The organism is Pseudomonas putida NBRC 14164 (genome assembly GCF_000412675.1).
GTDB classification, from domain to species: Bacteria; Pseudomonadota; Gammaproteobacteria; order Pseudomonadales; family Pseudomonadaceae; genus Aquipseudomonas; species Aquipseudomonas putida.
The window spans coordinates 4,982,372-5,007,981 of the sequence record NC_021505.1 but is presented as its reverse complement, the minus strand read 5'-3'; the positions used below and the strand labels follow the sequence as shown (position 1 = coordinate 5,007,981).

20 protein-coding genes are annotated in these 25,610 nt (G+C 61.6%); 13 read left to right on the top strand and 7 right to left on the bottom strand.

The genetic code is table 11. The features are described from left to right. Nucleotides 1–91 precede the first annotated feature (91 nt). The 4 genes from der (at nucleotide 92) to PP4_RS22230 (ending at nucleotide 4,878) form a co-directional block, all read left to right on the top strand. Nucleotides 92–1,555 carry a ribosome biogenesis GTPase Der gene (der, locus tag PP4_RS22245; RefSeq protein WP_016501390.1) on the top strand — a complete coding sequence of 488 codons (1,464 nt, stop codon included), beginning with the start codon at nucleotides 92–94 and terminating at the stop codon, nucleotides 1,553–1,555. Between the two features lie 305 nt (nucleotides 1,556–1,860). After that, nucleotides 1,861–2,712 (top strand): RHS repeat-associated core domain-containing protein, encoded by an 852-nt coding sequence (locus PP4_RS27530; RefSeq protein WP_016501389.1) that lies wholly within the window; start codon nucleotides 1,861–1,863, stop codon nucleotides 2,710–2,712. A 238-nt stretch (nucleotides 2,713–2,950) separates the two neighbouring features. Beyond that, nucleotides 2,951–4,099 (top strand): pyridoxal phosphate-dependent aminotransferase, encoded by a 1,149-nt coding sequence (locus PP4_RS22235; RefSeq protein WP_016501388.1) that lies wholly within the window; start codon nucleotides 2,951–2,953, stop codon nucleotides 4,097–4,099. After that, entirely contained in the window at nucleotides 4,087–4,878 is a 792-nt protein-coding gene (locus PP4_RS22230) for an amidohydrolase (protein ID WP_016501387.1), read from the top strand. Before PP4_RS22235 ends, PP4_RS22230 begins: the two co-directional genes overlap by 13 nt. Nucleotides 4,879–5,007: 129 nt before the next feature. On the opposite strand, the gene PP4_RS22225 is transcribed toward PP4_RS22230, so the two are convergent. Both PP4_RS22225 and PP4_RS22220 read right to left on the bottom strand, forming a co-directional pair. Beyond that, nucleotides 5,008–7,563, bottom strand: coding sequence for a PepSY domain-containing protein (locus PP4_RS22225; protein ID WP_016501386.1), 2,556 nt, complete (start codon nucleotides 7,561–7,563; stop codon nucleotides 5,008–5,010). 253 nt (nucleotides 7,564–7,816) lie between these two features. Then, nucleotides 7,817–10,108 carry a TonB-dependent receptor gene (locus PP4_RS22220; RefSeq protein WP_016501385.1) on the bottom strand — a complete coding sequence of 764 codons (2,292 nt, stop codon included), beginning with the start codon at nucleotides 10,106–10,108 and terminating at the stop codon, nucleotides 7,817–7,819. Nucleotides 10,109–10,329: 221 nt separating this feature from the next. Between PP4_RS22220 and PP4_RS22215 the strand changes: the two genes are divergently transcribed. From PP4_RS22215 to PP4_RS22205, 3 genes are all read left to right on the top strand, one after another. Then, nucleotides 10,330–11,010 carry a Fe2+-dependent dioxygenase gene (locus tag PP4_RS22215; RefSeq protein WP_016501384.1) on the top strand — a complete coding sequence of 227 codons (681 nt, stop codon included), beginning with the start codon at nucleotides 10,330–10,332 and terminating at the stop codon, nucleotides 11,008–11,010. Between the two features lie 3 nt (nucleotides 11,011–11,013). Further along, on the top strand, nucleotides 11,014–11,763 hold the full coding sequence (locus PP4_RS22210) for a tetratricopeptide repeat protein (protein WP_016501383.1): 750 nt from the start codon (nucleotides 11,014–11,016) through the stop codon (nucleotides 11,761–11,763). A gap of 222 nt (nucleotides 11,764–11,985) precedes the next feature. Continuing rightward, nucleotides 11,986–13,404 carry an IS1182 family transposase gene (locus tag PP4_RS22205; protein ID WP_016498256.1) on the top strand — a complete coding sequence of 473 codons (1,419 nt, stop codon included), beginning with the start codon at nucleotides 11,986–11,988 and terminating at the stop codon, nucleotides 13,402–13,404. A gap of 104 nt (nucleotides 13,405–13,508) precedes the next feature. Here the strand turns inward: PP4_RS22205 and PP4_RS22200 are convergent, their stop codons facing one another. Continuing rightward, nucleotides 13,509–14,672: a type III PLP-dependent enzyme gene (locus PP4_RS22200; protein WP_016501382.1), complete on the bottom strand. Its 1,164-nt coding sequence runs from the start codon at nucleotides 14,670–14,672 to the stop codon at nucleotides 13,509–13,511. Between the two features lie 494 nt (nucleotides 14,673–15,166). Here PP4_RS22200 and PP4_RS22195 point away from each other — a divergent pair, with 494 nt between their 5' ends. The 3 genes from PP4_RS22195 to PP4_RS22185 all read left to right on the top strand — a co-directional run bounded on the left by PP4_RS22195 (nucleotide 15,167) and on the right by PP4_RS22185 (nucleotide 19,185). Further along, nucleotides 15,167–15,664, top strand: a complete 498-nt coding sequence (locus PP4_RS22195; protein ID WP_016501381.1) for a sigma-70 family RNA polymerase sigma factor — start codon at nucleotides 15,167–15,169, stop codon at nucleotides 15,662–15,664. Between the two features lie 20 nt (nucleotides 15,665–15,684). Further along, nucleotides 15,685–16,647, top strand: a complete 963-nt coding sequence (locus PP4_RS22190; RefSeq protein WP_041167862.1) for a FecR family protein — start codon at nucleotides 15,685–15,687, stop codon at nucleotides 16,645–16,647. A gap of 108 nt (nucleotides 16,648–16,755) precedes the next feature. After that, complete coding sequence (locus tag PP4_RS22185; protein WP_016501379.1) at nucleotides 16,756–19,185, top strand: TonB-dependent siderophore receptor; 2,430 nt, start codon at nucleotides 16,756–16,758, stop codon at nucleotides 19,183–19,185. 136 nt (nucleotides 19,186–19,321) lie between these two features. Here the strand turns inward: PP4_RS22185 and PP4_RS22180 are convergent, their stop codons facing one another. Genes PP4_RS22180 through PP4_RS22165 form a run of 4 tightly spaced genes read right to left on the bottom strand, consistent with a single transcriptional unit; the run spans nucleotide 19,322 to nucleotide 22,767 of the window. Further along, complete coding sequence (locus PP4_RS22180; RefSeq protein WP_016501378.1) at nucleotides 19,322–20,479, bottom strand: osmoprotectant ABC transporter ATP-binding protein OsmV; 1,158 nt, start codon at nucleotides 20,477–20,479, stop codon at nucleotides 19,322–19,324. After that, the gene (locus tag PP4_RS22175) at nucleotides 20,476–21,129 is read right to left on the bottom strand and encodes an ABC transporter permease (protein ID WP_016501377.1); all 654 of its coding nucleotides are present in this window, start codon (nucleotides 21,127–21,129) and stop codon (nucleotides 20,476–20,478) included. Before PP4_RS22175 ends, PP4_RS22180 begins: the two co-directional genes overlap by 4 nt. After that, nucleotides 21,126–22,040 carry a glycine betaine ABC transporter substrate-binding protein gene (locus PP4_RS22170; RefSeq protein ID WP_016501376.1) on the bottom strand — a complete coding sequence of 305 codons (915 nt, stop codon included), beginning with the start codon at nucleotides 22,038–22,040 and terminating at the stop codon, nucleotides 21,126–21,128. The genes PP4_RS22175 and PP4_RS22170 overlap by 4 nt, the downstream gene beginning before the upstream one ends. A 13-nt stretch (nucleotides 22,041–22,053) precedes the next feature. After that, on the bottom strand, nucleotides 22,054–22,767 hold the full coding sequence (locus PP4_RS22165; protein ID WP_016501375.1) for an ABC transporter permease: 714 nt from the start codon (nucleotides 22,765–22,767) through the stop codon (nucleotides 22,054–22,056). A gap of 448 nt (nucleotides 22,768–23,215) precedes the next feature. Here PP4_RS22165 and PP4_RS22160 point away from each other — a divergent pair, with 448 nt between their 5' ends. The 3 genes from PP4_RS22160 (at nucleotide 23,216) to PP4_RS22150 (ending at nucleotide 25,520) form a co-directional block, all read left to right on the top strand. Further along, nucleotides 23,216–23,515 carry a type II toxin-antitoxin system RelE/ParE family toxin gene (locus PP4_RS22160; protein ID WP_016501374.1) on the top strand — a complete coding sequence of 100 codons (300 nt, stop codon included), beginning with the start codon at nucleotides 23,216–23,218 and terminating at the stop codon, nucleotides 23,513–23,515. After that, a complete protein-coding gene (locus tag PP4_RS22155; protein ID WP_016501373.1) occupies nucleotides 23,516–23,845 on the top strand; it encodes an XRE family transcriptional regulator in 330 nt (109 codons plus the stop codon). Between the two features lie 91 nt (nucleotides 23,846–23,936). Next, nucleotides 23,937–25,520: a peptide chain release factor 3 gene (locus tag PP4_RS22150; protein WP_016501372.1), complete on the top strand. Its 1,584-nt coding sequence runs from the start codon at nucleotides 23,937–23,939 to the stop codon at nucleotides 25,518–25,520. Nucleotides 25,521–25,610: the final 90 nt, after the last annotated feature.

Sequence of the window (25,610 nt, the reverse complement as noted above, 5' to 3'; positions counted from 1 at the left end):
TTCAAGCCGCGGCGTAGGACACGCCGCCCAAACTCCGGCCGCTGCCTTGCAGCGGCCTTTGCATTTTCAAGAATTCGAGAGTGGAGAGCCGATGGTTCCCGTAATTGCCCTGGTGGGCCGCCCGAACGTCGGCAAATCCACCATGTTCAACCGCCTGACCAAAACCCGCGATGCCATCGTGGGTGACCTGTCGGGCCTGACCCGTGACCGCCAGTATGGTGATGCCAGCTGGCAGGGTCGTTCCTTCATCCTGATCGACACCGGCGGTATTACCGGTGACGAAGTGGGCATGGACGAAAAAATGGCCGAGCAGTCGCTCATGGCCATCGAAGAAGCCGACTATGTGCTGTTTCTGGTCGATGCCCGCGCCGGCATGACCGCCGCTGACCAGATGATTGCCGAGCACCTGCGCAAGCGCAACAAGTCGGCGATTCTGGTCGCCAACAAGATCGACAACATCGACCCCGATGTTGCCCGCGCCGAGTTCTCGCCGATGGGCATGGGCAACGCCATTCCGGTGGCGGGCTCCCAGGGCCGTGGTATCAGCGCCCTGATGGAAGCCGTGCTCGGCCACCTGCCACGTGATGCCGAGGAAGAAGCCCTCGACCAGAACGTCGCCGAAGGCGAGGAGGCCGTGCGCATTCCTGGCCCAAGCGAGAAGGATGGCATCAAGATCGCCATCATCGGCCGCCCGAACGTCGGCAAGTCGACCCTGGTCAACCGCATGCTCGGCGAAGAGCGTGTGGTGGTCTACGACGAGCCGGGTACTACCCGAGACAGTATCTACATCCCGTTCGAGCGTGATGGTGACAAGTACACCTTCATCGACACCGCCGGCGTGCGCAAGCGCGGCAAGATCCACGAGGAAGTCGAGAAGTTCTCGGTGGTCAAGACGCTGCAGGCGATCAAGGACGCCAACGTCGTCATCTTCGTCATGGACGCCCGTGAAGGGGTGGTCGACCACGACCTGAACCTGCTGGGCTTCGCCCTCGAAGCCGGCCGCGCCATCGTCATCGCGCTGAACAAGTGGGATGGCATGGAGCCGGGTGAGCGCGCCTACGTGAAGACCGAGCTGGAGCGCCGGCTGTTCTTCGTCGACTTCGCCGACATCCACTTCATCTCCGCCTTGCACGGCACCGGCGTGGGCAACCTGTACAAGTCGGTGCAGGCCGCATTCACCTCGGCTGTGACCCGCTGGCCAACCAGCCGCCTGACGCAGATCCTCGAAGATGCTGTCAGCGAGCACCAGCCACCGCTGGTCAACGGCCGTCGCATCAAGCTGCGCTATGCCCACCTTGGTGGTGCCAACCCGCCGCTGATCGTGATCCACGGCAACCAGACCGAGAGCATTCCCAAGTCGTACTCGCGTTACCTGGAAAACACCTACCGCCGGGTGCTGAAGCTGGTCGGTACGCCGATCCGCATCGAGTACAAGGGCGGTGAGAACCCGTTCGAGGGCAAGAAAAACACCCTTACCGACCGCCAGGTCAACAAGAAGCGCCGCTTGATGTCGCACCACAAGAAGGCCGAGAAGAAGCGCCGCGACAAGCGCTGATTCCGCGTCAGCTTCTTCGCGGGCTGCCCGCTCCCACAGGTCCTCCACAGATTTTGAATATTGTGCAGCACCTGTGGTGGCACCCGCGAAGAGGCCTTTGATCCAAAGCAATCCCTCTATTGTTTCAACCTTGTTTCTGACTGCTTGATCCGCTATGCACTGGCTCTGTCCTGTAGCGGATGTGTTTGATAGGTGCGTCAGTCCTCTCGGTTGCCTCGTCGACCTGTCATTTCTACCAGTTTTCATTTTCCGAAGGACGTGGGAAATTTCCTCGGAAACCACTCTGTTTCTGCGGGGTAATGAACATGGAAGCAAAATTCTTTTATAAAGAAAGTACATTGATCAGTGTTGTGGCGGGTGAGCGTGCGTCGCGCTATGTACGCACGAAAGACGTGATCATGTGCGAGCTTGCTAATAATATTGCGCCGGCATCACTGCTCGCCTGCGAGCTTAGCGGCACCGTAAACGTGGCTGCAAGCTTTAATAAGTGGATGAAGTTTGTATACGCACCTTACGGTCGCAGGTCTAATAATTTCTCCGAGGCCTCTCAGTTAGGTTTCAATGGTGAATACTTGCATCCGGGGATCGCGATGTATTTGCCAGGAAATGGTTATCGTGCCTACAATCCTGCCACGATGCGGTTCCTTTCGCCTGATAGCATTTCACCTTTTCAGGTTGTCAATGCTTATGGCTACTGCGGGAATGATCCGATTAACAAGGCAGATCCTAGTGGCCATTTCCCCGTTTTAGCGCAGGGTCATGCTATTAAGCTGAAAGCGAGGATTAAGCTTTTAAAAGCTAGTAGCATGGAAATGCAACTAAATTTAGATTCTGTAAAGAATCTTGGCCATACGGCCCGGCTGAAGGATGCAGAGGCTATAGCGTCGCTTGCCAAGCAAGGGATTCAAAAAGCCTATGTGGAGGCGAGTCCTGCCTTCAATTGGCTGTCCGGAAAGCTTCAAAACCCGAAATACGCAGGTGGCGGAAAGTTGATTAAAGAGACTTTGCTAGAATTTCATGCGGCCTATAGAAGGACTCAAGAACGAGTTGATGTGGCGGTCGAATCCAAAATAGGCGACTGGGCTAAAAATGAAGCGGAGCTCAATATTGAGGTTGAAAAGGCCATGTTGACTGTAAGGGGGGCACCTAATCTCTGAACATGGTGAATTCTGCGCAGGCCATGAATTGTGCAAGGGCGCCGGTATATAAGCTGTGAGGTTGATGGAATTTGTTAGCCGTTGGCCACAATGAACTCGGCAAGGGCCCCTGCTCTGCGTAGATTAAACTTTTTGGCCCAGCACAACGCCACCATCGCTTCAACCTTTTTCCTGACTGCTCGATCCGCTATGCTCGGACTCCACCCCGTGCCGGATACACCCCAGGAAAGAGGGCTCCATGATCCGCAGCAAACTGCCGAATGTCGGCACGACCATCTTCACCACCATGTCCCAGCTCGCCGTGCAGACCGGCGCGCTCAACCTGTCCCAGGGTTTCCCTGATTTCAACGGCCCGCAGGCCCTGCTCGATGCAGTGGGCCGGCATGTGGCTGCCGGGCACAACCAGTATTCGCCAATGACCGGCCTGCCGGCCTTGCGCCAGCAAGTGGCGGCGAAGGTGGCGCGGCTGTATGGCGCACAGGTGGATGCCGACCAGGAAGTGACCATCACCCCCGGTGCCACCGAGGCGATCTTCTGTGCCATCCAGGCGGTGGTCCATGCCGGTGACGAAGTGATTGTCTTCGACCCGTGCTACGACAGCTACGAGCCGTCCGTGGAACTGGCCGGTGGCCGCTGTGTGCATGTGCAACTGAGCGACGGCGACTTCCGTATCGACTGGCAGAAGTTCAGTGATGCCCTGAGCCCGCGCACCCGCATGGTCATCCTCAATTCGCCGCATAACCCCAGTGGCGCACTGATCACTCGCGAAGACCTTGAGCAGTTGGCAACGCTGATTGCCGACCGCGATATCTACCTGGTCAGCGATGAGGTCTACGAGCATCTGGTTTACGACGGCGTTCGCCACGCCAGCGTGTTGGCCCACGAGCAGTTGTATCAACGCGCCTTTGTGGTCAGTTCGTTCGGCAAGACCTACCACGTTACCGGCTGGAAGACCGGCTACGTGATCGCGCCCCCGGCGCTGAGCGCAGAGCTGCGCAAGGTGCACCAGTACGTCAACTTCTGTGGCGTGACGCCATTGCAATGCGCCCTGGCTGATTTCATGGCCGAGCACCCTGAGCATATCGATGAGCTGCCGGCCTTCTACCAGGCCAAGCGCGATCTGTTCTGCGGCTTGCTGGAAGGCTCACGCTTCGACTTTACCCGCACGGCAGGCACTTATTTCCAGTTGGTGGACTACTCGCAGATCCGCCCGGACCTGAACGATGTCGACATGTCGCTATGGCTCACCCGTGAGCACGGTGTGGCGACCATCCCGGTATCGGTGTTCTACCAGCAACCCATCCCCGAGCAACGCCTGGTACGCCTGTGCTTTGCCAAACGTGAGGAGACGCTGCGTCAGGCAGCGGAACGACTATGCGCGATCTGAGCACACTGCCCAACCTGAAAGTCGCCCTGGTGCAAACCACCCTGGCCTGGCACGACCGCGAGGCCAACTATGCACACTTCGAGGTGTTGCTGGAGCAGGTAGGGGAGGTGGACCTGGTAATCCTGCCAGAGATGTTCACCACCGGTTTTTCGATGGATTCCGAAAGCCTGGCCGAACCGGAGAATGGCCCGACCTACAAATGGCTGAAGGCCCAGGCGAAGAAGTACAACGCGGTGATCACCGGCAGCGTGATCATCCAGGCCGCCGATGGCAGCCACCGCAACCGCCTGCTATGGGCGCGGCCGGACGGCGAGATATTGCACTACGACAAGCGCCACCTGTTCCGCATGGCCGGTGAGCACAAGCACTACACCCCCGGTGAACGCCAGGTGCAGTTCGAGCTCAAGGGTTGGCGAATTCGCCCGCTGATTTGCTACGACCTGCGGTTCCCGGTGTGGAGCCGTGACGCCCAGGACACCGACCTGCTGCTTTACACCGCCAACTGGCCGGCTGCACGCCGCCAGCACTGGAACCGTCTGCTACCGGCGCGGGGCATCGAGAACCTGTGCTATGTGGCAGCGGTGAACCGGGTGGGCACGGACGGCAAGGGCTTTGCCTATTCGGGCGACAGCCAGGTGCTGGACTTCCAGGGCGAGAGCCTGCTCGGTGCAGGCGAGGCAGACGGGGTGTTTACCGCCGTGTTGAGCGCTGCGGAACTGGCGGCGTACCGGGCCAAGTTCCCGGCCAACCTGGATGCCGATACCTTCGATTTACACTGACAGCCTGTACCGGCCCTATCGCCGGCAAGCCAGCTCCCACAGGTAACCCACTGCCCTCGGGCCCGGTGCTGTACCTGTGGGAGCTGGCTTGCCGGCGATAGGGCCAGCACCGGCTACATCAATAGATGATCAGTACACATCCCGCCGATACCGCCCATCCTCGATCAACTGCTGCACAGCGGCTTCACCAAGCATGCCGTTGAGCGCCGCATCCACCCCCGCAGCCATCCCTTGCAGGCTGCCGCAGACATACACACAGGCGCCATCCGCCACCCAGCGCTTGAATTCCTCGGCTTGCTGCAGCAACACATCCTGCACATACACTTTCTCGGCCTGATCCCGCGAGAACGCCAGGTCCAGGCGTGCCAGGTCGCCGCTCTGCAGCCAGCCTTGAAGCTCGTCACCACACAGCAGGTCATGCGCCCGGTTACGCTCGCCAAACAGCAGCCAGTTGCGCTGTTCGCCAGCATTCACCCGTGCGCGGATCAGGCTGCGCAGGCCGGCCAGGCCGGTGCCGTTACCGATCAGGATCATCGGGGCTGCGGTCTCCGGCAGGTGGAAGCCGCTGTTGCGCCGCAGGCGCAAGCTCAGCGTGCCGTTCAGTGGCAGGTATTCGGTGAGCCACCCGGAGCCCAGGCCCAGGTTCCCATCGCTATGGCGCTCCTTGCGCACGATCAGCTCCAGCGCGCCATCACTGGCGATGGAGGCGATGGAGTATTCGCGGCTGCCGATTGGCACCAGAGCGTCGACCAGCGCCTGCGGCTGCAAGCCGATCAGGTGATCACGGCGCGCCGGCAACTGGCGGCCAGCGAGGGCTTGGGCAAGTGTTTCCCCCAGGCCATTCACCTGTACCCGGGCGCTGGCGTCCAGCGCCATGCCCTTGAGGAACGCGTCGATCCGTGGCTGCCCATTGAGCGGCAGTATCTCCACCAGGTCGCCGGCTTCCCAACTGGCAGGCTCTTCAGCCAGCAGGCCAAGCAAGTACACCGGCTGGCCCTGGCTGCCCGGGTTGAGCAGTTCGCGACGCACCAGTGACCAGTTGCCAAAGCTTGGCGGCTGCCAGGCGGCCACTGGCTGGGCGCCGGTCAGTTGCGCCAGCTCCTGCTGCCACTGCTGCAGGGCGGCCTGGTCGGCGTTGTCCACTTCCACCGGGCTGAACGCGCTGCTGGCACCGCGTTCTCCCAGCCACGCCTGCAGGCGACGGGCGAAGCCACAGAAGTGCGGGTACTGGCGGTCGCCGAGGGCGAGCAGGGCATAGTTGAGGTTGTTCAGGGGCCAAGGCTGGCCGAGCACCTTGCGCTCGAAACCGCGGGCGCTGTCGGGTGCTTCGCCGTCGCCGAAAGTACTGACCACGAACAACGCGCGGCGGGCCTGGCGCAGGTCGTCTTCACGCAGTTCGGCCAGTGCGCGTACCTGCACCGGCAGGCCGGCTGCCTGCAACTGGCCGGCACTTTGCCAGGCCAGTTGTTCGGCAAAGCCGCTTTGGCTGGCAAAGCCGATCAACCAGCTGTCGCCGCTGCCGTCGCCGGTGGCGACGTTGCCACGGGCTGCGCGGACCTGGCGCTTCTTGCGACGGCGGTCGAGGTACAGCAGCCAGCCCGTGACGAAAAACAGTGGCATGGTCAAGCTGGCGATGGTGACGATGATGCGCCCCGGCAGGCCGAAGTATTCGCCCACGTGCAGGGCGTAGACGCTCTGCAGCAGCTGGGCCTTGAAGGATTTTTCGGAGTAGCGGTCGTGTCTTTTCACCTGGCCGGTGGCCGGGTCCAGTTCCAGGGTGTTGAAGGCGCGCGGGTGATCGGCGTTGTCCAGCAGGTAGAACAGGTTGGCCGGCTGGCCGCCAACCGGTGGCAGGCGCAGGTTGTAGGCGGCAAGGCCTGGCCCTGCTGCGTCTTTGAGGTTGGCCCAGATGGCGTCGTAGTCGACCACCAGCGGCGGGGCGTTCTTGTCGACTTTCTGCGGCCCGTGGCGGCCACGGCCTTCGCCGCGTTTTTGTTGCTGGCCGGCTGCCGGCGCGTCGGCCAGCAGCTTGTTCAGGCCTTCGCGGTACCACTCATAGGACCAGAACAGGCCGGTCAGGGCGAACAGAAGATAGAACAGCAGGCACCAGGTACCGGCCACGGCGTGCAGGTCCCAGTTGAAGGCGCGGCCTTTCTTGGCCCAGTCGAAAGTAAGCCAGGTGCGCCAGTCCAGCGCCTTGCGCGGCCAGCGCAGGTACAGGCCGGACAGGCAGAAGAACACCAGCATCAGGGTGCAGGCGCCGGTGATCTGCCGGCCAGTGTCGCCAATGGCCAGGAAGCGGTGCAGGTTGAGCATGAGGTTGAAGAAGCCTTGCCCGGCCACTTCGCCTTTGAGTTCGCCCGTATAGGGGTCCGCATAGCGCAGCTCGCCACGGCGCTCGCCCGGTGCCGGCATGAAGAAGATGCGTGCGGCGTTGCCTTCACGTACGTCTACCCACAGCATCGATACCTTGTCGTGTTGCTGGGCCTCGACCCGTTGCACCAGCTCGGCCGGCGGCAGTACGCCTTCGGCGCGCACTTCTACCTTGAGCACATCGGCATTGAACGCGCGCAGCAGTTCTTCCTGGAACGAGTACAGGGCCCCGGTGATGCCCATCAAGGCCAGCACCAGGCCAGCGGTGATGCCAAAGAACCAGTGCAATTGGAACAGCGTCTTCTTCACCACATCGATCACCTTGTGTTGCTGCCGCAGACTGCGCGGCGTGCATTATGCCTTGATACGCAAAAGCCCCGCTCAATGAACGGGGCGGGGGTGGGCTTCTTTTGGTGGAAGCTTGTACCGGCCTCTTCGCGGGCTTGCCCGCTCCCACAGGTACACCACAGGGTTTGAAGGTTGTGGTGGACTTGTGGGAGCGGGCAAGCCCGCGAAGAGGCCGCCACAGGAGCAGCCCTTCTAGCGGATCAACCCAATCCCGACATCAGAAGTGGACGCTGGTGGTCAACAGTGCAGTCCGCCCGGCCGCCTGGTTGGCGAAGTGGGTGGAGAAGGCCTTGTCGTAGTACACCTCGTTGGTCAGGTTCTGCACGTTCAGCTGCAGGTCGACGTTCTTGGTCAGCTTGTAGGCGGCCATGGCGTCGTAGCGCACGTAGCTGTCGACCATGGTGGTGTTGGCCACGCTGCCGTACACGTCATCCACGTAGAACGCACCGCCACCGACGGTCAGCTTTGGCGTGATCGAGTAGGTCGTCCACAGGCTGGCGCTGTTGTTTGGGGTGTTTGGCAACTGGTTGCCATCGTTGGCCTTGCCCAGCGGGCCGCCGTCGATCTGGCGAGCCTGCATGTAGGTGTAGCCGGCAAACACCTGCCACTTGTCGGTGATCTTGCCGCTGGCCGACAGTTCGATGCCTTGTACGCGGGTTTCGCCGACGTTTTCGTAGGTGGTGGTGTCCACCTGGACGCGGGCGTTTTCCTTCTCTGTGCGGAACAGCGCAGCGGTCAGCGACAGGCGCTGGTCGAGCAGGTCCCACTTGGTGCCGATCTCGTAGTTGGTGGTTTCCTCTGGCTCCATGTCACTGGCCAACAGGTTGCCGTTACGGTCCGGGGTGCCACCCAGCGGGTTGCCTTCTGTACCTTCGCCGAGCATCGAGCCTGGTGGCGTTGCAGAAGTGGCGTAGGAAACGTAGATACTGCCGTTTTCGGCCGGTTTCCACACCAGGCCCAGCTGGCCGGTCACGAACTCGCTGACATCCTTGCCTTTGGCGGTGGTGGTGCCAGCGGCGTTGTAGGTCTTGTAGTCGGTGTCGAAGTGGTCGTAGCGCAGGCCCATGTTGACCAGCCACTCGGGGGTAAGCTCCAGAGTGTCGAACACGTAGATCGCCCGGGTCTTGCTGTTGGTGGTGGTGCCGGCGTAGTTGCGCGAGATGGTACCGTTCCACGGGTCATCCGGGTTCGGGTTGCTCAGTGAGGTGCAGTTGTAGCCACTGGTGGCGCCGATCATACCGGGGGTGCAGTTGCTGTTGGCGGCGCCGCCAGGCACGGTGTCGGTGTCGACGGTGTAGGACGAACGGTCGCTCTCTTCGCGGCTGAGCTCGATACCGGTGGAGAAGCTGTTTTTCATACCACCGACGTAGAACTCGCCGAACAGGTCGGTCTGGTTGGTGGTGGTGGCGGTGTTGCCGACACGGGTGTTTGCACGGCGCCAGACGCTGCCGTTGTTGACGTTGCCCTTGCTGTCGTCAGGCTGGGTCAGGATGTAGTCCTGCATGCTGTTGCCGTGACGCAGGGTGTTCTTGATGGTCAACGAGTCGGTCAGGTCGTGCTCGATCGCGAAGGTGGCGATGTCTACACGGCTCTTGCGGAAGTCACGGCCGGTCAGGCCATAGAAGTTGTCGCTGTCGCCGCCGTCATTCGGCTTGCTCGGGTGTGCCGAGGTGCGCCCGCCGCTGCCGTTGGTCGGGATGGTGTACGGGATGCCCGAATCCGGCAGGTCGTCACTTTCCAGGTGGTAGTAGTCGAGGTTGACGCGGGTCGGTGTGCCCAGGCCGAAGGCCAGCGACGGCGCGATCCCCCAACGGTCGTAGTTGACCTTGTCGCGGCCGGCAACGTTGCTTTCGTGGGTCATCAGGTTCAGACGGCCGGCAACGGTGTCGCTGAACTGGTAGTTGCCATCGAAGGTGTAGCGCTGGGTCTGGTCACTGCCCCAGGTCCAGGCGCCGTCCAGCGAGTTGCCCAGGTGCGCACGCTTGCTCACCAGGTTGATGGTACCGCCGGCAGCACCACGGCCACCGATGGCCGAGTTCGGGCCCTTGGCCACTTCTACCGACTCGATGGCGAAGATTTCGCGGGTTTGCGCGCCAGTGTCACGCACGCCGTCCAGGTAAGTATCGCCTTGGGCGTCGAAGCCGCGGATGAACGGGCGGTCGCCTTGCGGGTTGCCCCCTTCGCCGGCGCCGAAGGTGATTCCTGGCACGGTGCGCAGGGCGTCCTGCAGGGTCAGGGCGTTGGTGTCCTTGATCACCTGCTGCGGGATGACGGTGACCGAGCGCGGGGTGTCTACCAGCGGCGCGGTGTACTTCTGCGAGGCGGCCTTCTCGACTTTGTAATCGGTGCTGGCCTGTTCAGCCTTGCCGTTGACGCTGGTAGCGTCGAGGGTGATCGCGCTATTGGCGGCCGGGTCGGCGGCATACACCGATGTGGCGCTAAGCGCGACGCCGATGGCGGATACGATCAGGCGTGGCGAACTCACTGCAGATGGTACGTACTGGCGCATTGCTAAGGACCTTCCCCAAGGTGTTGAGGCGGCGGATCTTAATGTAAGCAATTGTGACTAACAATTGAGAGTCGTTACCATTCGTGAAGAATTTACAATCTTTACATTTGGCCTTTACGGTTTCATCAAGCTGAAACGTCTTAAGCGGCGAAAAGGCTTGTGCAGCGCAAAAGGGAATCAATATCATTGGCGCCTTTACATTTCCTAACGGTGCTGCCGCCATGCTGCTTCACATCCCAGGCCTGTTTGACGCTGACGAGCTGGCCCGTATCCGCGAGGCGCTGGAGCAGGCCGACTGGGCTGATGGCAAGGTGACTGCCGGATATCAGTCGGCCAAGGCCAAACACAACCTGCAGTTGCCGGAAGGGCACCCGTTGGCCAAGGAGATCGGCACTGCGCTGATCGACCGCCTGTGGAAAACCCCGCGCTTCATGTCTGCGGCCCTGCCGCACAAGGTGTTCCCGCCGTTGATCAACTGCTACCGCGAGGGTGGCAATTTCGGCTTTCACATCGATAACGCCTTGCGTCAGCCCAAGGGCAGTCCGGAGCGGGTGCGTACCGACCTGTCATCGACGTTGTTCCTCAGCGACCCGGACAGCTACGACGGCGGTGAACTGGTGATTCAGGACACCTATGGTGAGCGGCAGGTGAAGCTGGCGGCCGGGGACCTGGTGCTGTACCCCGGTACCAGCCTGCACAAGGTCAACCCGGTGACCCGAGGCCAGCGTTACGCCGCGTTCTTCTGGACCCAGAGCCTGGTGCGCGAGGACAGCCAGCGGGCGCTGCTGTTCGAGATGGACGATGCCATCCAGCAACTGACTGCCGATGTACCCGAGCACCCCTCGTTGCTGCAGCTGACCGGCACCTACCACAACCTGCTACGCCGCTGGGCCGAGGTCTGAACCGTGTCCTATCAGTTGCGACGTGAGGAAGTGGTGGATGTGGCTGGCTTGCAGTCCATGCTGGAGGAGAGCCCCGGCAAAGCTGCCCAGGCAATCCTGGCAGCGGCTGGGCAGGGCGCGGTCGAGGCGCAGTTGCTGCTGGGGCAGATCCTGCTGGATGGGCGCGGTATCGAAGAAGATGCCACCGTGGCCCGGCGTTGGTTCGGCATCGCCGCACAGGGCGGCAGTGCCATGGCGCATAACATGCTCGGGCGTTGCCTGGAGCATGGTTGGGGGGGGGAGCCGAGCCTGGAGCAGGCAGCCATTCATTATGCGCGTGCGGCTGACGCCGGGCTGGACTGGGGCCTTTACAATCTGGGCAACCTGCTGGCCACCGGGCGCGGGGTGCCGGCCAACCAGGCACAGGCACTGATGTGCTACGAGAAGGCTGCGCAGCTGGGGCACGCCAAGTCGATGAACCTGTATGGGCGTTACCTGGAGCAGGGCATTGCCACGGCGCCCAGCCCGGCGCGGGCGGTGCGCTGGTATCGGCGCTCGGCCGAGGCGGGGGATTTCCGTGGGATGTTCAGCCTGGGGCTGGTGCTGGTCGAGCGCGGGCAGCTGGCCGAAGCAGGGCAATGGCTGGAGCAGGCGCGGGTTGAGGGGAACATGAATTTCCTGCGTGCTGCGTTGGTAACCTTGCAGGGTGCAGGGCCGGTGTTGATGGCCTTTGCGGCGCGGTATGCCGAAGAGATCGAACGGCGCGGGGATTGAAGTTGCCTGTGCTGGCCTCTTCGCGCGCTTGCCGGCTCCCACAGGTACTGCGCTGGGCCTGAAGGAAGCACCGCACCTGTGGGAGCGGGCAAGCCCGCGAAGGGGCCGGTACAGCGGGGCACACATGAAAACGGGGCCTTGCCAGACTGTGTGAAAACCTAGCATTCTGCCCGGCCCTTTAAGAGAATGCTCCGTATCGGAAGATACGGAGCATTTTTCGTTATGGCCTACATACAAGGAGAGTCTCGCAGCCAGACCAGTCTGTTCCCGGTCTCGCTGGAGGAGCTGATCCCGGAAGATCACCTCGTACGGGTCATTGACCTGTATGTCGCCAGGCTCGACCTGGGCCAGCTCGGCTTCGAAAAAGCGCAATCCAAGGCCATAGGGCGCCCCGCCTACGACCCCGCCGATCAGCTCAAGCTCTACCTCTATGGCTATTTTCAGCGCATCCGTTCCTCGCGGCGTTTGGAAGCCGAGTGCCAGCGCAACATCGAGGTGATGTGGCTGATCAACCGGCTCAAACCTGACTTCAAGACCATCGCTGACTTTCGCAAGAACAACAAAGCCGCTTTCGTTGCGACGTGCCGGGCGTTTGTACAGTTCTGCCGAACCGCCGGTTTGATTGCTGGTGACTTGGTTGCCATCGACGGCAGCAAGTTTCAGGCGGTCGCTTCCCCCCGGCGCCATTTGAACCTGAGTCAACTCAAGCGTCAGGATGAGAAACTGGACAAGCGGATCGCCCAATATCTGGCTGATCTGGATGCCGCTGACAAGTCTGAGGGCGAGCAAGTGGTCGATCGCACTGCGATCAAAGCGGCCTTGGCGAAGCTTGAGGCCAAGCAGCAAGACAACCGCACTTGCCAGGCCTTGATGAAATCAATGGGGCTGGAGCAATTCAACACGCACGAAAGCGATGCCCGCATGATGCGCACTCCCAAAGGAGCGCGGGTTGCCTATAACGTGCAGACCGCCGTTGACGCAGAACACTGCCTGATTTTGCATCACGAGGTGACGCAAGAGGGCGATGATCGCAAGCAGCTTGAACCCATGGCTAAAGCGGCCAAGGCTGAGCTGAAACAGAAAGCGCTGACCGTTACAGCTGATATGGGTTACTCGAATGGCCAGCAGTTCCAGGCATGTGAGGAAGCCTCCATTACCGCGTACGTTCCGCCAAACCGAACCTCGAACCCAGGCGGTGAGGCATTATTCGAGCGCAAGGACTTTACCTACGACGCCGAACAGGATCGGTACCAGTGCCCGGCAGGGCAGTGGCTAACGCTGAAGCAGCGTCACAAGGGCGACCGGATCTACCAGGCGGCGATCAGTGATTGCGCCGGGTGCACGCTGAAATCCCAATGCACGACGGCCAAGCGCCGCTATGTCTCGCGCCACGCTCAAGAGGAAGCCTTTGAGCGTATGGCGCAGCGGATGCAGATGCATCCAGAGATGATGGAACGGCGCAGATCCATCGTGGAGCACCCGTTTGGCAATCTCAAACAATGGCTGTTTGGCAACGGGCGCTTCCTGCTGCGACAACTCGCAGGCACAAGAGCTGAAATGGCTCTCGCTGTGACCGCTTACAACCTCAAGCGGGCGATTAGTGTCCTGGGTGCCAAGCAAATCATGCAACTGATGGGCTGAAGGGCCTTTTTCAGCACAAAAACAAACGCCCCGAACAAGTCGGGGCGTTTGGTATAGGGCCTACCAGTGCGTTTTCACACAGTCTGTTGCGGCCCCGTTTTGCGTTACAGGTAGTAAGCCTTCAGCGGCGGGAAGCCGTTGAATTCGACTGCGCTGTAGCTGGTGGTGTAGGCACCGGTCGACAGCCAGTACAGGCGGTCACCGATGGCCAGGTTCAGCGGCAGGCCGTACTTGTAGTTTTCGTACATGATGTCGGCGCTGTCGCAGGTCGGGCCGGCGATGACGACTTCTTCGGTTTCGCCTTTCTTCTCGGTCCAGATCGGGAACTTGATGGCTTCGTCCATGGTTTCGATCAGGCCGGAGAATTTGCCCACGTCGGTGTAGATCCAGCGCTCGACGGCAGTGCGCGACTTGCGCGCCACCAGCACCACTTCGCTGACCAGGATGCCGGCGTTGGCAATCAGCGAACGGCCTGGCTCCAGGATGATTTCCGGCAGCTCGTCACCGAAGTCTTCCTTGAGGAAGCGGATGATTTCTTCGGCGTAGGTTTCCAGGCTGTTGGTACGGGTGATGTAGTTGGCCGGGAAGCCGCCACCCATGTTGATCAGCTTCAGCTCGATGCCGTCTTCTTCCTTCAGGCGCTCGAAGATCACCTTGACCTTGGCGATGGCGGCGTCCCACACGCTGATGTCGCGCTGCTGCGAGCCCACGTGGAAAGAGATGCCGTAAGGCACCAGGCCCAGGTCACGGGCGAGGATCAGCAGGTCCATGGCCATGTCGGTCTGGCAGCCGAATTTACGCGACAGCGGCCAGTCGGCAGTGGTGGAGCCCTCAGTCAGGATACGCACATACACTTTCGAACCCGGTGCGGCCTTGGCGATGTTGCGCAGGTCGGCTTCCGAGTCGGTGGCGAACAGGCGCACGCCCTTCTCGTAGAAGTAGCGGATGTCCTTGGACTTCTTGATGGTGTTGCCGTAGCTGATGCGGTCGGCGCTGACACCGCGGTCCATCACCTTGTCCAGTTCGTAGATCGAGGCGATGTCGAAGCTCGAACCTTTCTCTTTCAGCAGGTCGATGATTTCGACGGCAGGGTTGGCCTTGACCGCGTAGTAGACCTTGGCGAATTCGAAACCGGCGCGCAGGTCGTCATAGGCCTGGCTGATCATCTGGGTATCGATGAGTACGAACGGGGTTTCCTGCTTGTCGGCGAACGCCTTCATTTTCTGGAAGGTGTCACGCGCGAAATAGTCTTCGACCTGGATCGACATGCTCAGGGACTCCATGGGCAAACAAAAAGAATAAGTGGCTGCAAACTGAACGTCCTCCGTATCCCCACTTTGGTTCGCCTACTCAGTACTTGAGCCGGATGGATCGTTTCCAGCATGGACGTTCGGCGCGCACTTTAGGGCGTGAAGAATGCAGAATCAACAGGCAATCCGGGCGTGATCGGCGTGGATCGACGACCAGCCATTTGAATAACCGACTCGTGTGACCGGCTGATGTTCCCCGCGATGTTTCAAGCGTTAAATATTGTGGAATAGACCGTGTTGGCCCCTTTGTGGGTAAACCCGCTCCTATAGGCTTTTCGCAATTCTCGGGTTGGCGGGGTCACCCGGTAAGGGGCCAGAGGTGTTCATATTTATGGCCACATTTTCCTGGTACCCACGTACAGGAAATGGCCCATAAATTTTTTGTTACCGACTGGCGGATTTGCTGGTTTTGATGAGAAACATTACTATTCGCACCCTTATCCGCCTCCCTGATGACCCAGACCGTGTCCGGACACAAAGGCTTCCTCGACCATTACCATGAGCTGATCGGCACCTGGACGCGCAAACTGCGCAATCGCCAGCAGGCTGAAGACCTCACCCACGATGCCTTTGTCCGGGTACTGGAAAACCCGCGCGACCAGGTCGAGCAGCCCCGCGCCTACCTGCACCAGACCGCACGTAACATTGCCGTGGATGGCTTGCGCCGCGAAGACCGCCGCCAGGCCCTGGCGCTGGAAGCGTTAGACGAAGGCACTGGCGGCAGCGATGACCCGGAGGCCTACGTGCATGCGCTGGAATTGGCCGACAGCGTCGAGCGGGCGCTGGCCGAGTTGCCGCTCAACTGCCGGCAGGTGTTCATCTGGCAGAAGCTCGAAGGCCTGACCCAGGCCGAGATCGCCGAGCGGATGGGGTTGAGCAAGAACATGGTCGAAAAGTATATGATCCGCACGCTCCGGCATTTGCGTGAGCACCTGGATGTGTCGGCATGATGAGTCAGGAGACCTTTTCGATGAAACAGCACGGTTCCGATACCGTCCGCGAGCAGGCGGCCGTATGGTTTGCCCGCGTGCAGGATGCGCCTCGGGATGCCGGGCTGCAGAAACAGTTGCGCGCCTGGTTGGCCAGCGACGAGCGCCACCGGGAGGAGTACCAGCACCTGTGCCGCGTGTGGCAGGCCGCCGACTTCATTCCACGCCAGCGCCTTGAAGCGTTGTGCCAGCCGGACCCGGTGCAGCAACTGCCGCGTCGGCGTTTCGTGCGTCACGCCCTGGCTGCCAGTGTCGCGGTATTGGCCTTGGGCCTGGGTTGGGGCGGCTGGCACCACCAGCAACTGAATCACCAGGGTAGCTTGCAGACCGCCTTCAATGAACGCCGCCAGGTCGAACTGCCGGATGGCTCCTTGCTGGATCTCAATGGCAGCACACAGCTGCAGGTCGACTTCAGCGCCGGCCAGCGGCATATCCGCCTGAGTGCCGGCGAGGTGATGTTCAACGTCGCCCACGACAGTGCCCGGCCGTTTGTGGTCGACACCGCCCAGGGCAGCGTGACGGTAACCGGTACCCGCTTTGACGTGCGCCAGGACCCTGCCAGCACCCGGGTGGCGGTGGAGCAGGGTTCGGTGCGTGTGCAGGGCAAGGGCGACGCGCTGGCGCAGCTTACGGCCGGCCAGGGTTCGCATATAGATGCACATGGCGGGGTGGCCGCCCCCTACGCCGTCAATACCGCTGCCGTTACCGCCTGGCGCCAGGGCAAGCTGGTGTTCGACAACGCCACCCTCGCCGAGGTGGTGGCCGAAGCCTCGCGCTATCGTAGCCAACCCCTGCGGGTCGCCCCCGGTAAAGTCGCCCAGATGCGCCTTTCGAGCACCTTCAGCACCGACGACACCGACGCACTGTTGCGGGCCTTGCCGAGCATCCTGCCGGTGGCCATCAAGGCCCATGAAGACGGCTCTCGCGAAATAATTGCGAAATAGATTCAGGTTTTTTCTCGCTCGTTCGTCTTCCTCGCCAGCTGCAACTGCCAAGCATTTCCATTTGCACGCGGTTGGCGTTTATTCCGCATTCCAGGATGTTTCGACGACGTGAACAACAACAAACCCTTCCCACGCTTCCGCGCCCTGGCGCTGGCCCTGGCGGTCAGCGCCGTGACCGTCAACAGCCAGGCTGCTGAGGCGGGCAACACCATCCAGATCCAGGCCCAACCGCTGGCTTCGGCGCTGAATCAGCTGGGTCAGCAAACCAACCTGCAGCTGTTCTTCAGCCCCGAGCTGGTGGCCGGCAAACAGGCCCCGGCGGTGTCCGGCAACCTGGCGCCGGTGCAGGCGCTGCAGCAGTTGCTGCAAGGCAGCGGGCTGACCTTCGAGATGTCCCAGGACACCGTCGTGGTAAAGCCGCTGCCGACTACCCTCGACCTGGGCAGCGGCAGCCTGGAGCTGGCGCCCACCGACATCAAGGTGGTCGGTGACTGGTTGGGCGATGCCCAGCAGAGCGTGGTGCAGAACCACCCCGGGGCGCGCACCGTGGTGCGTCGCGAGGCGATGGTGGAGAAGGGCGCGATGAACGTGCGCGACGTACTGCGCGGCATCCCGGGAGTGCAGGTGCAGGACTCCAACGGCACCGGCGGTAGCGACCTGTCGCTGAACGTGGGCGTGCGCGGCCTGACCTCGCGCCTGTCGCCGCGCTCCACCGTATTGATCGACGGCATCCCGGCCGCCTTCGCGCCCTATGGCCAGCCACAGCTGTCGATGGCGCCGATCTCCTCGGGCAACCTCGACAGCATCGACGTGGTGCGTGGGGCCGGCTCGGTACGCTATGGCCCGCAGAACGTGGGAGGGGTGATCAACTTCGTCACCCGGGCGATTCCGGAAAAGGCTTCGGCGGAACTGTCCACCACCCTGGAAACCTCCCGGCAGGGCGGCTGGAAGCACACCGAGTCGGCCTTCGTCGGCGGCACGGCTGACAACGGCATGGGCGTGGCGCTGCTGTACACCGGGGTGAACGGCAACGGTTACCGTGAAAGCAACAATGGCAACGACATCGACGACGTCATCCTCAAGACCCACTGGGCGCCCACCGATGTCGATGAGTTCTGGCTCAACTTCCATTACTACGATGGCCGTGCCGACATGCCCGGCGGCCTGACCCAGGCCCAGTACGACAGCAACCCGTACCAGTCGCTGCGCGACTATGACTACTTCGCCGGTCGGCGCAAGGATGTGTCGTTCAAGTGGCAGCGCCAGCTTGACGATGCCACCCAGTTCGAAGTGCTGACCTACTACACCGACAGCTTCCGCGGCAGCGCCATCGCCTCGCGTGACATGAAGACCCTGTCATCGTACCCGCGCAACTATCACACCTTCGCCATCGAGCCACGGGTGTCGCGCATCTTCTTTGCCGGCCCGACTACCCAGGAAGTCAGCGTGGGTTATCGCTACCTGAAGGAAGCGATGCGCGAACAGTCGACCCGCCTGGCGCTGATCGACAACGTGCCGACCGTGACGCCGACCTCTGACGGCCACGTGTTCCAGGACCGCAGCGGCGGTACCGAGGCCAGCGCCTACTACATCGACGACAAGATCGATGTGGGCAACTGGACCATCACCCCGGGCGTGCGCTTCGAGCACATCAATACCGACTGGCGCGACCGCCCGGTGCTGGATGCCAACAACCGCCCGGTGGCGGAAAAGAAGCGCAGCATCACCAGCAACGAGCCGCTGCCGGCGCTGAGCGTGATGTACCACATCTCCGACGCATGGAAAGTGTTCGCCAACTACGAAACCTCGTTCGGCAGCCTGCAGTACTTCCAGCTGGGCCAGGGCGGTACCGGCAACAGCACGGCCAATGGCCTGGAGCCGGAAAAGGCCAAGACCTACGAAATAGGCACGCGCTATGACGATGGTGGCTTTGCCGGCGAGCTGACGGCGTTCTACATCGACTTCGATGACGAGCTGCAGTACATCAGCAACGATGTGGGCTGGACCAACCTCGGGGCGACCAAGCACCAGGGTATCGAGGCGTCGGTGCGCTACGACCTGGCCGGGCTGGACCCGCGCCTGGAAGGGCTTTCGGTGAGCGGTGGGTACACCTTTACCCGCGCCACATATGAAGGTGAGATCCCGGGTTTCAAGGGCCGTGACTTGCCGTTCTATTCACGTCAGGTGGCCACCGCCGGCGTGCGTTACGCGGTCAACCGCTGGACCTGGAACCTGGACGCCTACGCCCAATCCAAACAGCGCGCGCCGGGGACCGGGATCAACGCCGATGGCACCTTCAACGGCGACTACATCACCGAGCCAAGTGCGGATGGGCAGTATGGCGATATTCCGGGTTATGTGACCTGGCATGCCCGTGGCGGGTATGAATTCGGGCCCGAGATGTCCAACCTGAAGCTGGCGGCGGGGGTGAAGAACCTGTTCGACAAGCAGTACTTCACCCGCTCCAGCGACAACAACGCCGGCCTCTACGTGGGTGAGCCGCGGACCTTTTATGTGCAGGCCAGCGTAGGGTTCTGACTGGAGATTGCCGGGGCCGCTTTGCGGCCCATCGACGGCAAGCCAGCTCCCACAGGTACAGCGCATGTCTTGAGGTTCTCGCTGTACCTGTGGGAGCTGGCTTGCCGGCGATGGGGTGCGAAGCGCCCCTGGCTTTCTAGGACACCACCGCTTCGGCTGGCGAGACGATGCTGGTCTTGGCCCCGCGCGATCTGCCCGAACTCAGGTACGCCGCAATCGACTCCTGCGTCACCTCGCCCAAAAACACCTGCTCGGCGTCCAGCACCGGCAACCACGCCCGGTTGAACTCGTACATGCGCGACAGCAGGATGCGCAAATGCTCATCGTGCGAGGCCGTGGCATTGAACGGCCGCAGGAAGTCGCCACACGTCCCTTGCTGGCGGTGCATGTCACGTCGGCGTACATAGCCCAGTGCCTTGTTCTGTGCATCGGTCACCACCACGTAGCGGCGGTCGTGCTCATCCAGCAGCTCCAGTGCATCGCTCACGGGCGTCTCCGGGCTCACCGACGGCGCGTTGTCCGCTGCATCCTCGGCACGCACCAGCAGCAGGCGCTTGAGCGTGCTGTCCTGGCCAACGAAGTTGCTGACAAAGTCATCCGCCGGGTGCGCCAGCAGCGTGTCCGGGTGGTCCAGCTGCAACAGTTTGCCGGCACGGAAGATGGCAATCTTGTCGCCCAGCTTGATCGCTTCGTCGATGTCGTGGCTGACCATGATCACGGTCTTGTTCAGCGCCCGCTGCATCTCGAAGAACTCGTTCTGGATCATCTCGCGGTTGATCGGGTCGACTGCGCCGAATGGCTCGTCCATCAGCAATACCGGCGCGTCGGCCGCCAAGGCACGGATCACGCCGATGCGCTGCTGCTGGCCACCGGACAGCTCGCGCGGGTAGCGCTGCAGGTACTGCTTGGGTTCGAGCTTGATCATATGCATCAGCTCGCGAGCACGCTCGTGGCACTTTTGCTTGTCCCAGCCGAGCAGGCGCGGGACCACGGTGATGTTTTCTTCGATGGTCATGTTGGGGAACAGGCCGATCTGCTGGATCACATAGCCGATATGGCGGCGCAGGGTGACTTCGTCCAGCCCGGTGGTGTCCTCGCCATTGATGAACACCTGGCCCGACGTAGGCGTGATCAGCCGGTTGATCATTTTCAGCGTGGTGCTCTTGCCGCAGCCCGAGGGGCCGAGGAACACGCAGATTTCCCCTTCGTTGACAGTGAGGCTTACCGCGTCGACGGCTTTGACGTCCTTGCCGTTGACGTTGAAGGTTTTGCTGAGGTTCTTCAGTTCGATCATGGGCGCAGTCCTTCTGGAGTCAGGGCACGTTGCAGGGTTTGCAGCAGCAGGTCGGCAATGATGGCCAGCAAGCTGACCAGTACGGCACCGACCAGCAGCATCGACATGTCGCTGCGGCTGATGGAGGTAAGAATGAGCACGCCCAGGCCGCCGGCGCCGATGGTGGCGGCAATGGTCATGACGCCGATGTTCATGACCACGGCAGTGCGCACACCGGCGAGGATCACCGGCACGGCGATGGGCAGCTCGACCATGCGCAGGCGCTGGCCGAAGGTCATGCCGATGCCGCGCGCAGCTTCACGGATACCGGGCTCTACGTTGGTCAGGGCCAGGTAGGTGTTGCGCAGGATCGGCAGCAGCGAATAGAGGAACACCGCGGTGATCGCTGGCAATGGCCCCAGCCCCTGGCCGAACTTGGAATAGAACGGCAGCAGCAGGCCGAACAGGGCAATCGACGGGATGGTCAGCAGCACCGTGGCGCTGGCCTGCAGCGGCCCGGCAACGGCCGGGAAGCGGGTCATCAGGATGCCCAGCGGCACGCCGACGAGAATGGCCAGGCTCACCGCAACGCCCACCAGCATGATGTGCTGCCAGGTCAGTTGCAGCACCTGGGCCCAGTCCAGGTGGCTGAAGGTATCGATCAGGTTCATGGCTGGCCCTCGCTGTTCAGTGGGTGCTCGCGCAGGAAGGTGGCGGCCACGGCAGTCGGGTTCTGGTGCTCGACGTCGACCTTGGCGTTGAGCTGGCGCATGGTTTCGTCATCCAGCTGCTCGGCCAGTGGCTTGAGCAGTGCGGCCAGTTGCGGGTTGGCGTCGAGCACGGCTTTGCGCACCACGGGCGCTGCGGTGTAATCGGGGAAGTAGTGCTTGTCGTCTTCCAGCAGCTTGAGGTTGAACGCACTCAGGCGGCCGTCGGTGGTGTACACCAGCCCGGCGAATACCTGGTTGTTGCGCATGGCGGTGTACACCAGGCCACCGTCCATCTGGCGGATGTTGCGCCGGTCCAGCGGCAGGCCGTACATCTCGCGCAGGCCAACGAGGCCGTCGGGGCGGTTGGCGAACTCGGTGTCCAGCGCCACCAGGTGGTTGCGCTGGCTTTCGTCACGCAGTACCTGGTTGAGGTCACTGATGGTGTTGACCTGCGGGTAGGCCTCGGCCACTTGCTTGGGCAGGCCCAGCGCGTAGGTGTTACTGAACTTCGACGGGGTCAGCCAGATCAGGTCCTTCTTTGCATCCAGCTCCTTGACCCTGGCGAAGGTGGCTTCGGCACTGGGCATGCGCTCGTCGATGTGGTTGTACGACACCAGCGAAACCCCGGTGTATTCCCACATCAGGTCGAGCTGGCCGGTCTCCTGGGCCTGGCGCGCGATGTTGCTGCCAAGGCCGCTGGTGACACGCACGTCAAAGCCATTGGCGCGCAGGTATTGCGCAGTGATTTCGGCGAGCACGGTCTGCTCGGTGAACACCCGGGCGCCGATGCGCACCAGCGGTTTTTCCACTGCCTGGGCAAATCCTGCGAACAGCAGGGCCGCGCCCAGCAGCAAGGCGATTCTCTTGTTCATACGTTCCCTATCCTTATTGGGCCAGGCCACGTTCCAGCCAGCGCTTGCTGGAGAAACTCACCGCCGCGTCCAGCACCAGTGCCAGCAGTGCGGTGCAGGCGGCACCCAGCAGTAGCTGTGGCTGGTTGTTCAGGGCGATGCCGGGGAAGATCAGGCTGCCCAGGCTGTTGGCGCCGATCAGGAAGGCCAGCGGTGCGGTGCCCACGTTCAACGCCAGGGCCACGCGTACACCACCGACGATGATCGGCACGGCATTCGGTAGCTCCACCTGCCAGAGTTGCTGGCGCGGGGTCATGCCGATGCCGGTGGCGGCTTCCTTGAGCGAGGCGGGGACATTTTTCAGGCCCTCGTAGGTGTTGCGCACGATGGGCAGGAGGGAGGCGAGGAACAGCGCGAAGATCGCAGGCCCGGCGCCGATGCCCAGGATACTGAGCGCGATGGCCAGAACGGCCAAGGGAGGGATGGTGTTGCCAACGTTGAAAAACTGCATGAAGCGCTCTGCCTTGTCGACCCGGTGCGGTCGACTGAGGGCAATGCCAGCCGGGATGCCCACGGCCAACGCCGCCGCCATCGAAGCCAGCACCAGAACCAGGTGCGCTTGCAGGTAGAACCCAAGATCGTCGCGGTAACGCGCGATCGTGTCGATGCCGATCCAGTGGACCAGCAGGGCCAGGATGACGAGCACGGTGGCGCATCCCAACAGCCCTTTTCCGTAGCGTTTAGCCACAGGCGGACTCCTTGTGTTGTCGGCGAGCACACTTCTTTTTTGCCGGCCAGTCCTGGCGGCGGTTGGTGTGTTCGCGAGTAGCAGCGTGACGCACGCCGAAGGCTGCGATCAGGCCATGAGCCGAACCCCGTCGGGCCCGAAAATGCTGATGAAACCAGTCCCCAACCGAAGCGGGTTGCAGGGGAATGGACGTCTCCGTGGGCGCAAAGGTTCCCATCTGAGGCGGCATTTGGCCAGCGTTAATCACTGGCAACAAAGAAAACTCGCACGAAAAAACAGCGCTTTTTTTACGTGAAGGCGTTGAATTACCTGCTATCGAGCCATTTGTCCCGCCAAGCAACATCTCCTTTGAAATTCTCTCTGTATCTCCTTGAGGGGATATTCATTCAGAGGTATGTTTGTTGTGTGGTCCATAGGGATGTGCCCGGAATTTACAGTGGAGTTCGGAATGCTCGAAATGGAGGTCCAGGATGAACTGTTGGCTCAGCTACAGCTGCTGGCCTGCTGCGGCCCGGCTCTGGGTCGACCGCGTGTGGATACCTTGAAGGGCTCAAGGCATTCGAACATGAAAGAGTTGCGATTCAGCGTCGGGAATGGCGTGTGGCGCATAGCGTTCGCTTTTGACCCCTCTCGCTTTGCGGTGCTGTTGGTTGCCGGAGACAAGGCAGGAATCAGTGAACGTAGATTTTACCGGAGCCTGATCGAGCGTGCCGACGCACGTTTCGGACGGCACCTTTCCAGAGGTTGAATGATGAAAACACTCGATGAGGTTATGAACGCGCTGTCGCCTGAGCGCAGGGCGAGAGTAGAAGCACGCGGCCTTGAACTGATTCATGAAGAAATGACCTTGCAAGCCTTGCGCAGGCAGTTGCAAATCACCCAGGACGAGTTGGCGCAGCGCCTCGATATCCGTCAGGGCAATGTTTCGAAAGTGGAGAAGAGAAGTGACATGTTGATATCCACCCTTCGTAGCTATGTTGAGGCCTTGGGTGGAACATTGGAGCTCGTTGCACATGTGCCCGGCCGGGCCCCTGTCACGCTTCAAGGTTTTTGTGATGATCAGGCTCAACGTGCGTGATTGACCAACGGACGGGGATCAGATTTTGGTCCCAGCCCAACTTCAGGTATGATATCGCCCCTTTTTGAATCCCCCAGTCAGGCGATTTCCCATGACCAACCAGGCCGCCGAAGTCGCGAAGCGCCGCACTTTCGCAATCATTTCCCACCCCGACGCCGGTAAGACCACCATCACCGAGAAGCTGCTGCTGATGGGCAAGGCCATTGCCGTCGCCGGTACCGTGAAGTCGCGCAAGTCCGACCGCCACGCCACCTCCGACTGGATGGAAATGGAGAAGCAGCGCGGCATCTCCATCACCACCTCGGTGATGCAGTTCCCGTACCGCGAGCACATGATCAACCTGCTCGACACCCCCGGCCACGAGGACTTCTCGGAAGACACCTACCGCACCCTGACCGCGGTGGACTCGGCGCTGATGGTGCTCGACGGCGGTAAAGGTGTAGAGCCGCGTACCATCGCCCTGATGGACGTGTGCCGCCTGCGCGATACGCCAATCGTCAGCTTCATCAACAAACTCGACCGTGACATCCGCGACCCGATCGAACTGCTCGACGAGATCGAGGCCGTTCTGAAGATCAAGGCTGCGCCGATCACCTGGCCGATTGGCTGCTACCGTGACTTCAAGGGTGTGTACCACCTGCAAGGTGACTACATCATCGTCTACACCCCGGGCCACGGCCATGAGCGTACCGAGGTGAAGATCATCGAGAAGCTCGACTCCGATGAAGCCCGCGCGCACCTGGGTGACGAATATGATCGCTTCCTCGAACAGCTTGAGCTGGTACAGGGTGCATGCCACGAGTTCGATCAGGACGAGTTCATCAATGGCCAACTGACCCCGGTGTTCTTCGGTACGGCGCTGGGCAACTTCGGTGTCGACCATGTGCTCGATGCCGTTGTCGACTGGGCGCCGCGCCCGCTGGCCCGTGTCGCCCACGAGCGTACCGTGGAGCCGGTGGAAGAGAAGTTCACAGGCTTCGTGTTCAAGATCCAGGCGAACATGGACCCGAAACACCGCGACCGTATCGCCTTCATGCGCATCTGCTCGGGCAAGTACGAGAAGGGCATGAAGATGCGCCACGTGCGTACCGGCAAGGACTTGCGCATCGGTGACGCGCTGACCTTCTTCTCCTCCGAGCGCGAGCAACTGGACGAGGCATTTGCCGGCGACATCATCGGCCTGCACAACCACGGCACCATCCAGATTGGCGACACCTTCACCGAAGGTGAGGCGCTGGGCTTCACGGGTATTCCGCACTTCGCCCCGGAGCTGTTCCGCCGGGTGCGCCTGAAGGACCCGCTCAAGTCCAAGCAGCTGCGCCAGGGCCTGCAGCAGCTGGCCGAAGAGGGTGCAACCCAGGTGTTCTTCCCGGAGCGCAGCAACGACATCATCCTCGGTGCGGTCGGTGTGCTGCAGTTCGATGTGGTCGCCAGCCGCCTGAAGGAAGAGTACAAGGTCGAATGCGCCTACGAGCCGATCACCGTGTGGTCGGCGCGCTGGATCAGCTGCGATGACAAGAAGAAACTCGAGGAATTCCAGACCAAGGCCATGGAGAACCTGGCCATCGACGGTGGCGGGCACCTGACCTACCTGGCGCCGACCCGCGTCAACCTGGCACTGATGGAAGAGCGCTGGCCGGATGTGAAATTCCGCGCGACCCGCGAACATCACTGATTTCCAGTGCCGGCTGCTGACCCTGTGGGAGCGGGTTCACCCGCGAATGCGATGTTGAATTTACCGACGCATTCGCGGGTGAACCCGCTC

What these genes read in the sequence shown, in the direction of transcription:
- der (WP_016501390.1), top strand. Translation starts at nt 92, where the DNA reads ATGGTTCCCGTAATTGCCCTGGTGGGCCGCCCGAACGTCGGCAAATCC.
- PP4_RS27530 (WP_016501389.1), top strand. Translation starts at nt 1,861, where the DNA reads ATGGAAGCAAAATTCTTTTATAAAGAAAGTACATTGATCAGTGTTGTG.
- PP4_RS22235 (WP_016501388.1), top strand. Translation starts at nt 2,951, where the DNA reads ATGATCCGCAGCAAACTGCCGAATGTCGGCACGACCATCTTCACCACC.
- PP4_RS22230 (WP_016501387.1), top strand. Translation starts at nt 4,087, where the DNA reads ATGCGCGATCTGAGCACACTGCCCAACCTGAAAGTCGCCCTGGTGCAA.
- PP4_RS22220 (WP_016501385.1), bottom strand. Translation starts at nt 10,108, where the DNA reads ATGCGCCAGTACGTACCATCTGCAGTGAGTTCGCCACGCCTGATCGTA.
- PP4_RS22215 (WP_016501384.1), top strand. Translation starts at nt 10,330, where the DNA reads ATGCTGCTTCACATCCCAGGCCTGTTTGACGCTGACGAGCTGGCCCGT.
- PP4_RS22205 (WP_016498256.1), top strand. Translation starts at nt 11,986, where the DNA reads ATGGCCTACATACAAGGAGAGTCTCGCAGCCAGACCAGTCTGTTCCCG.
- PP4_RS22200 (WP_016501382.1), bottom strand. Translation starts at nt 14,672, where the DNA reads ATGTCGATCCAGGTCGAAGACTATTTCGCGCGTGACACCTTCCAGAAA.
- PP4_RS22195 (WP_016501381.1), top strand. Translation starts at nt 15,167, where the DNA reads ATGACCCAGACCGTGTCCGGACACAAAGGCTTCCTCGACCATTACCAT.
- PP4_RS22190 (WP_041167862.1), top strand. Translation starts at nt 15,685, where the DNA reads ATGAAACAGCACGGTTCCGATACCGTCCGCGAGCAGGCGGCCGTATGG.
- PP4_RS22180 (WP_016501378.1), bottom strand. Translation starts at nt 20,479, where the DNA reads ATGATCGAACTGAAGAACCTCAGCAAAACCTTCAACGTCAACGGCAAG.
- PP4_RS22175 (WP_016501377.1), bottom strand. Translation starts at nt 21,129, where the DNA reads ATGAACCTGATCGATACCTTCAGCCACCTGGACTGGGCCCAGGTGCTG.
- PP4_RS22170 (WP_016501376.1), bottom strand. Translation starts at nt 22,040, where the DNA reads ATGAACAAGAGAATCGCCTTGCTGCTGGGCGCGGCCCTGCTGTTCGCA.
- PP4_RS22160 (WP_016501374.1), top strand. Translation starts at nt 23,216, where the DNA reads ATGCTCGAAATGGAGGTCCAGGATGAACTGTTGGCTCAGCTACAGCTG.
- PP4_RS22155 (WP_016501373.1), top strand. Translation starts at nt 23,516, where the DNA reads ATGATGAAAACACTCGATGAGGTTATGAACGCGCTGTCGCCTGAGCGC.
- PP4_RS22150 (WP_016501372.1), top strand. Translation starts at nt 23,937, where the DNA reads ATGACCAACCAGGCCGCCGAAGTCGCGAAGCGCCGCACTTTCGCAATC.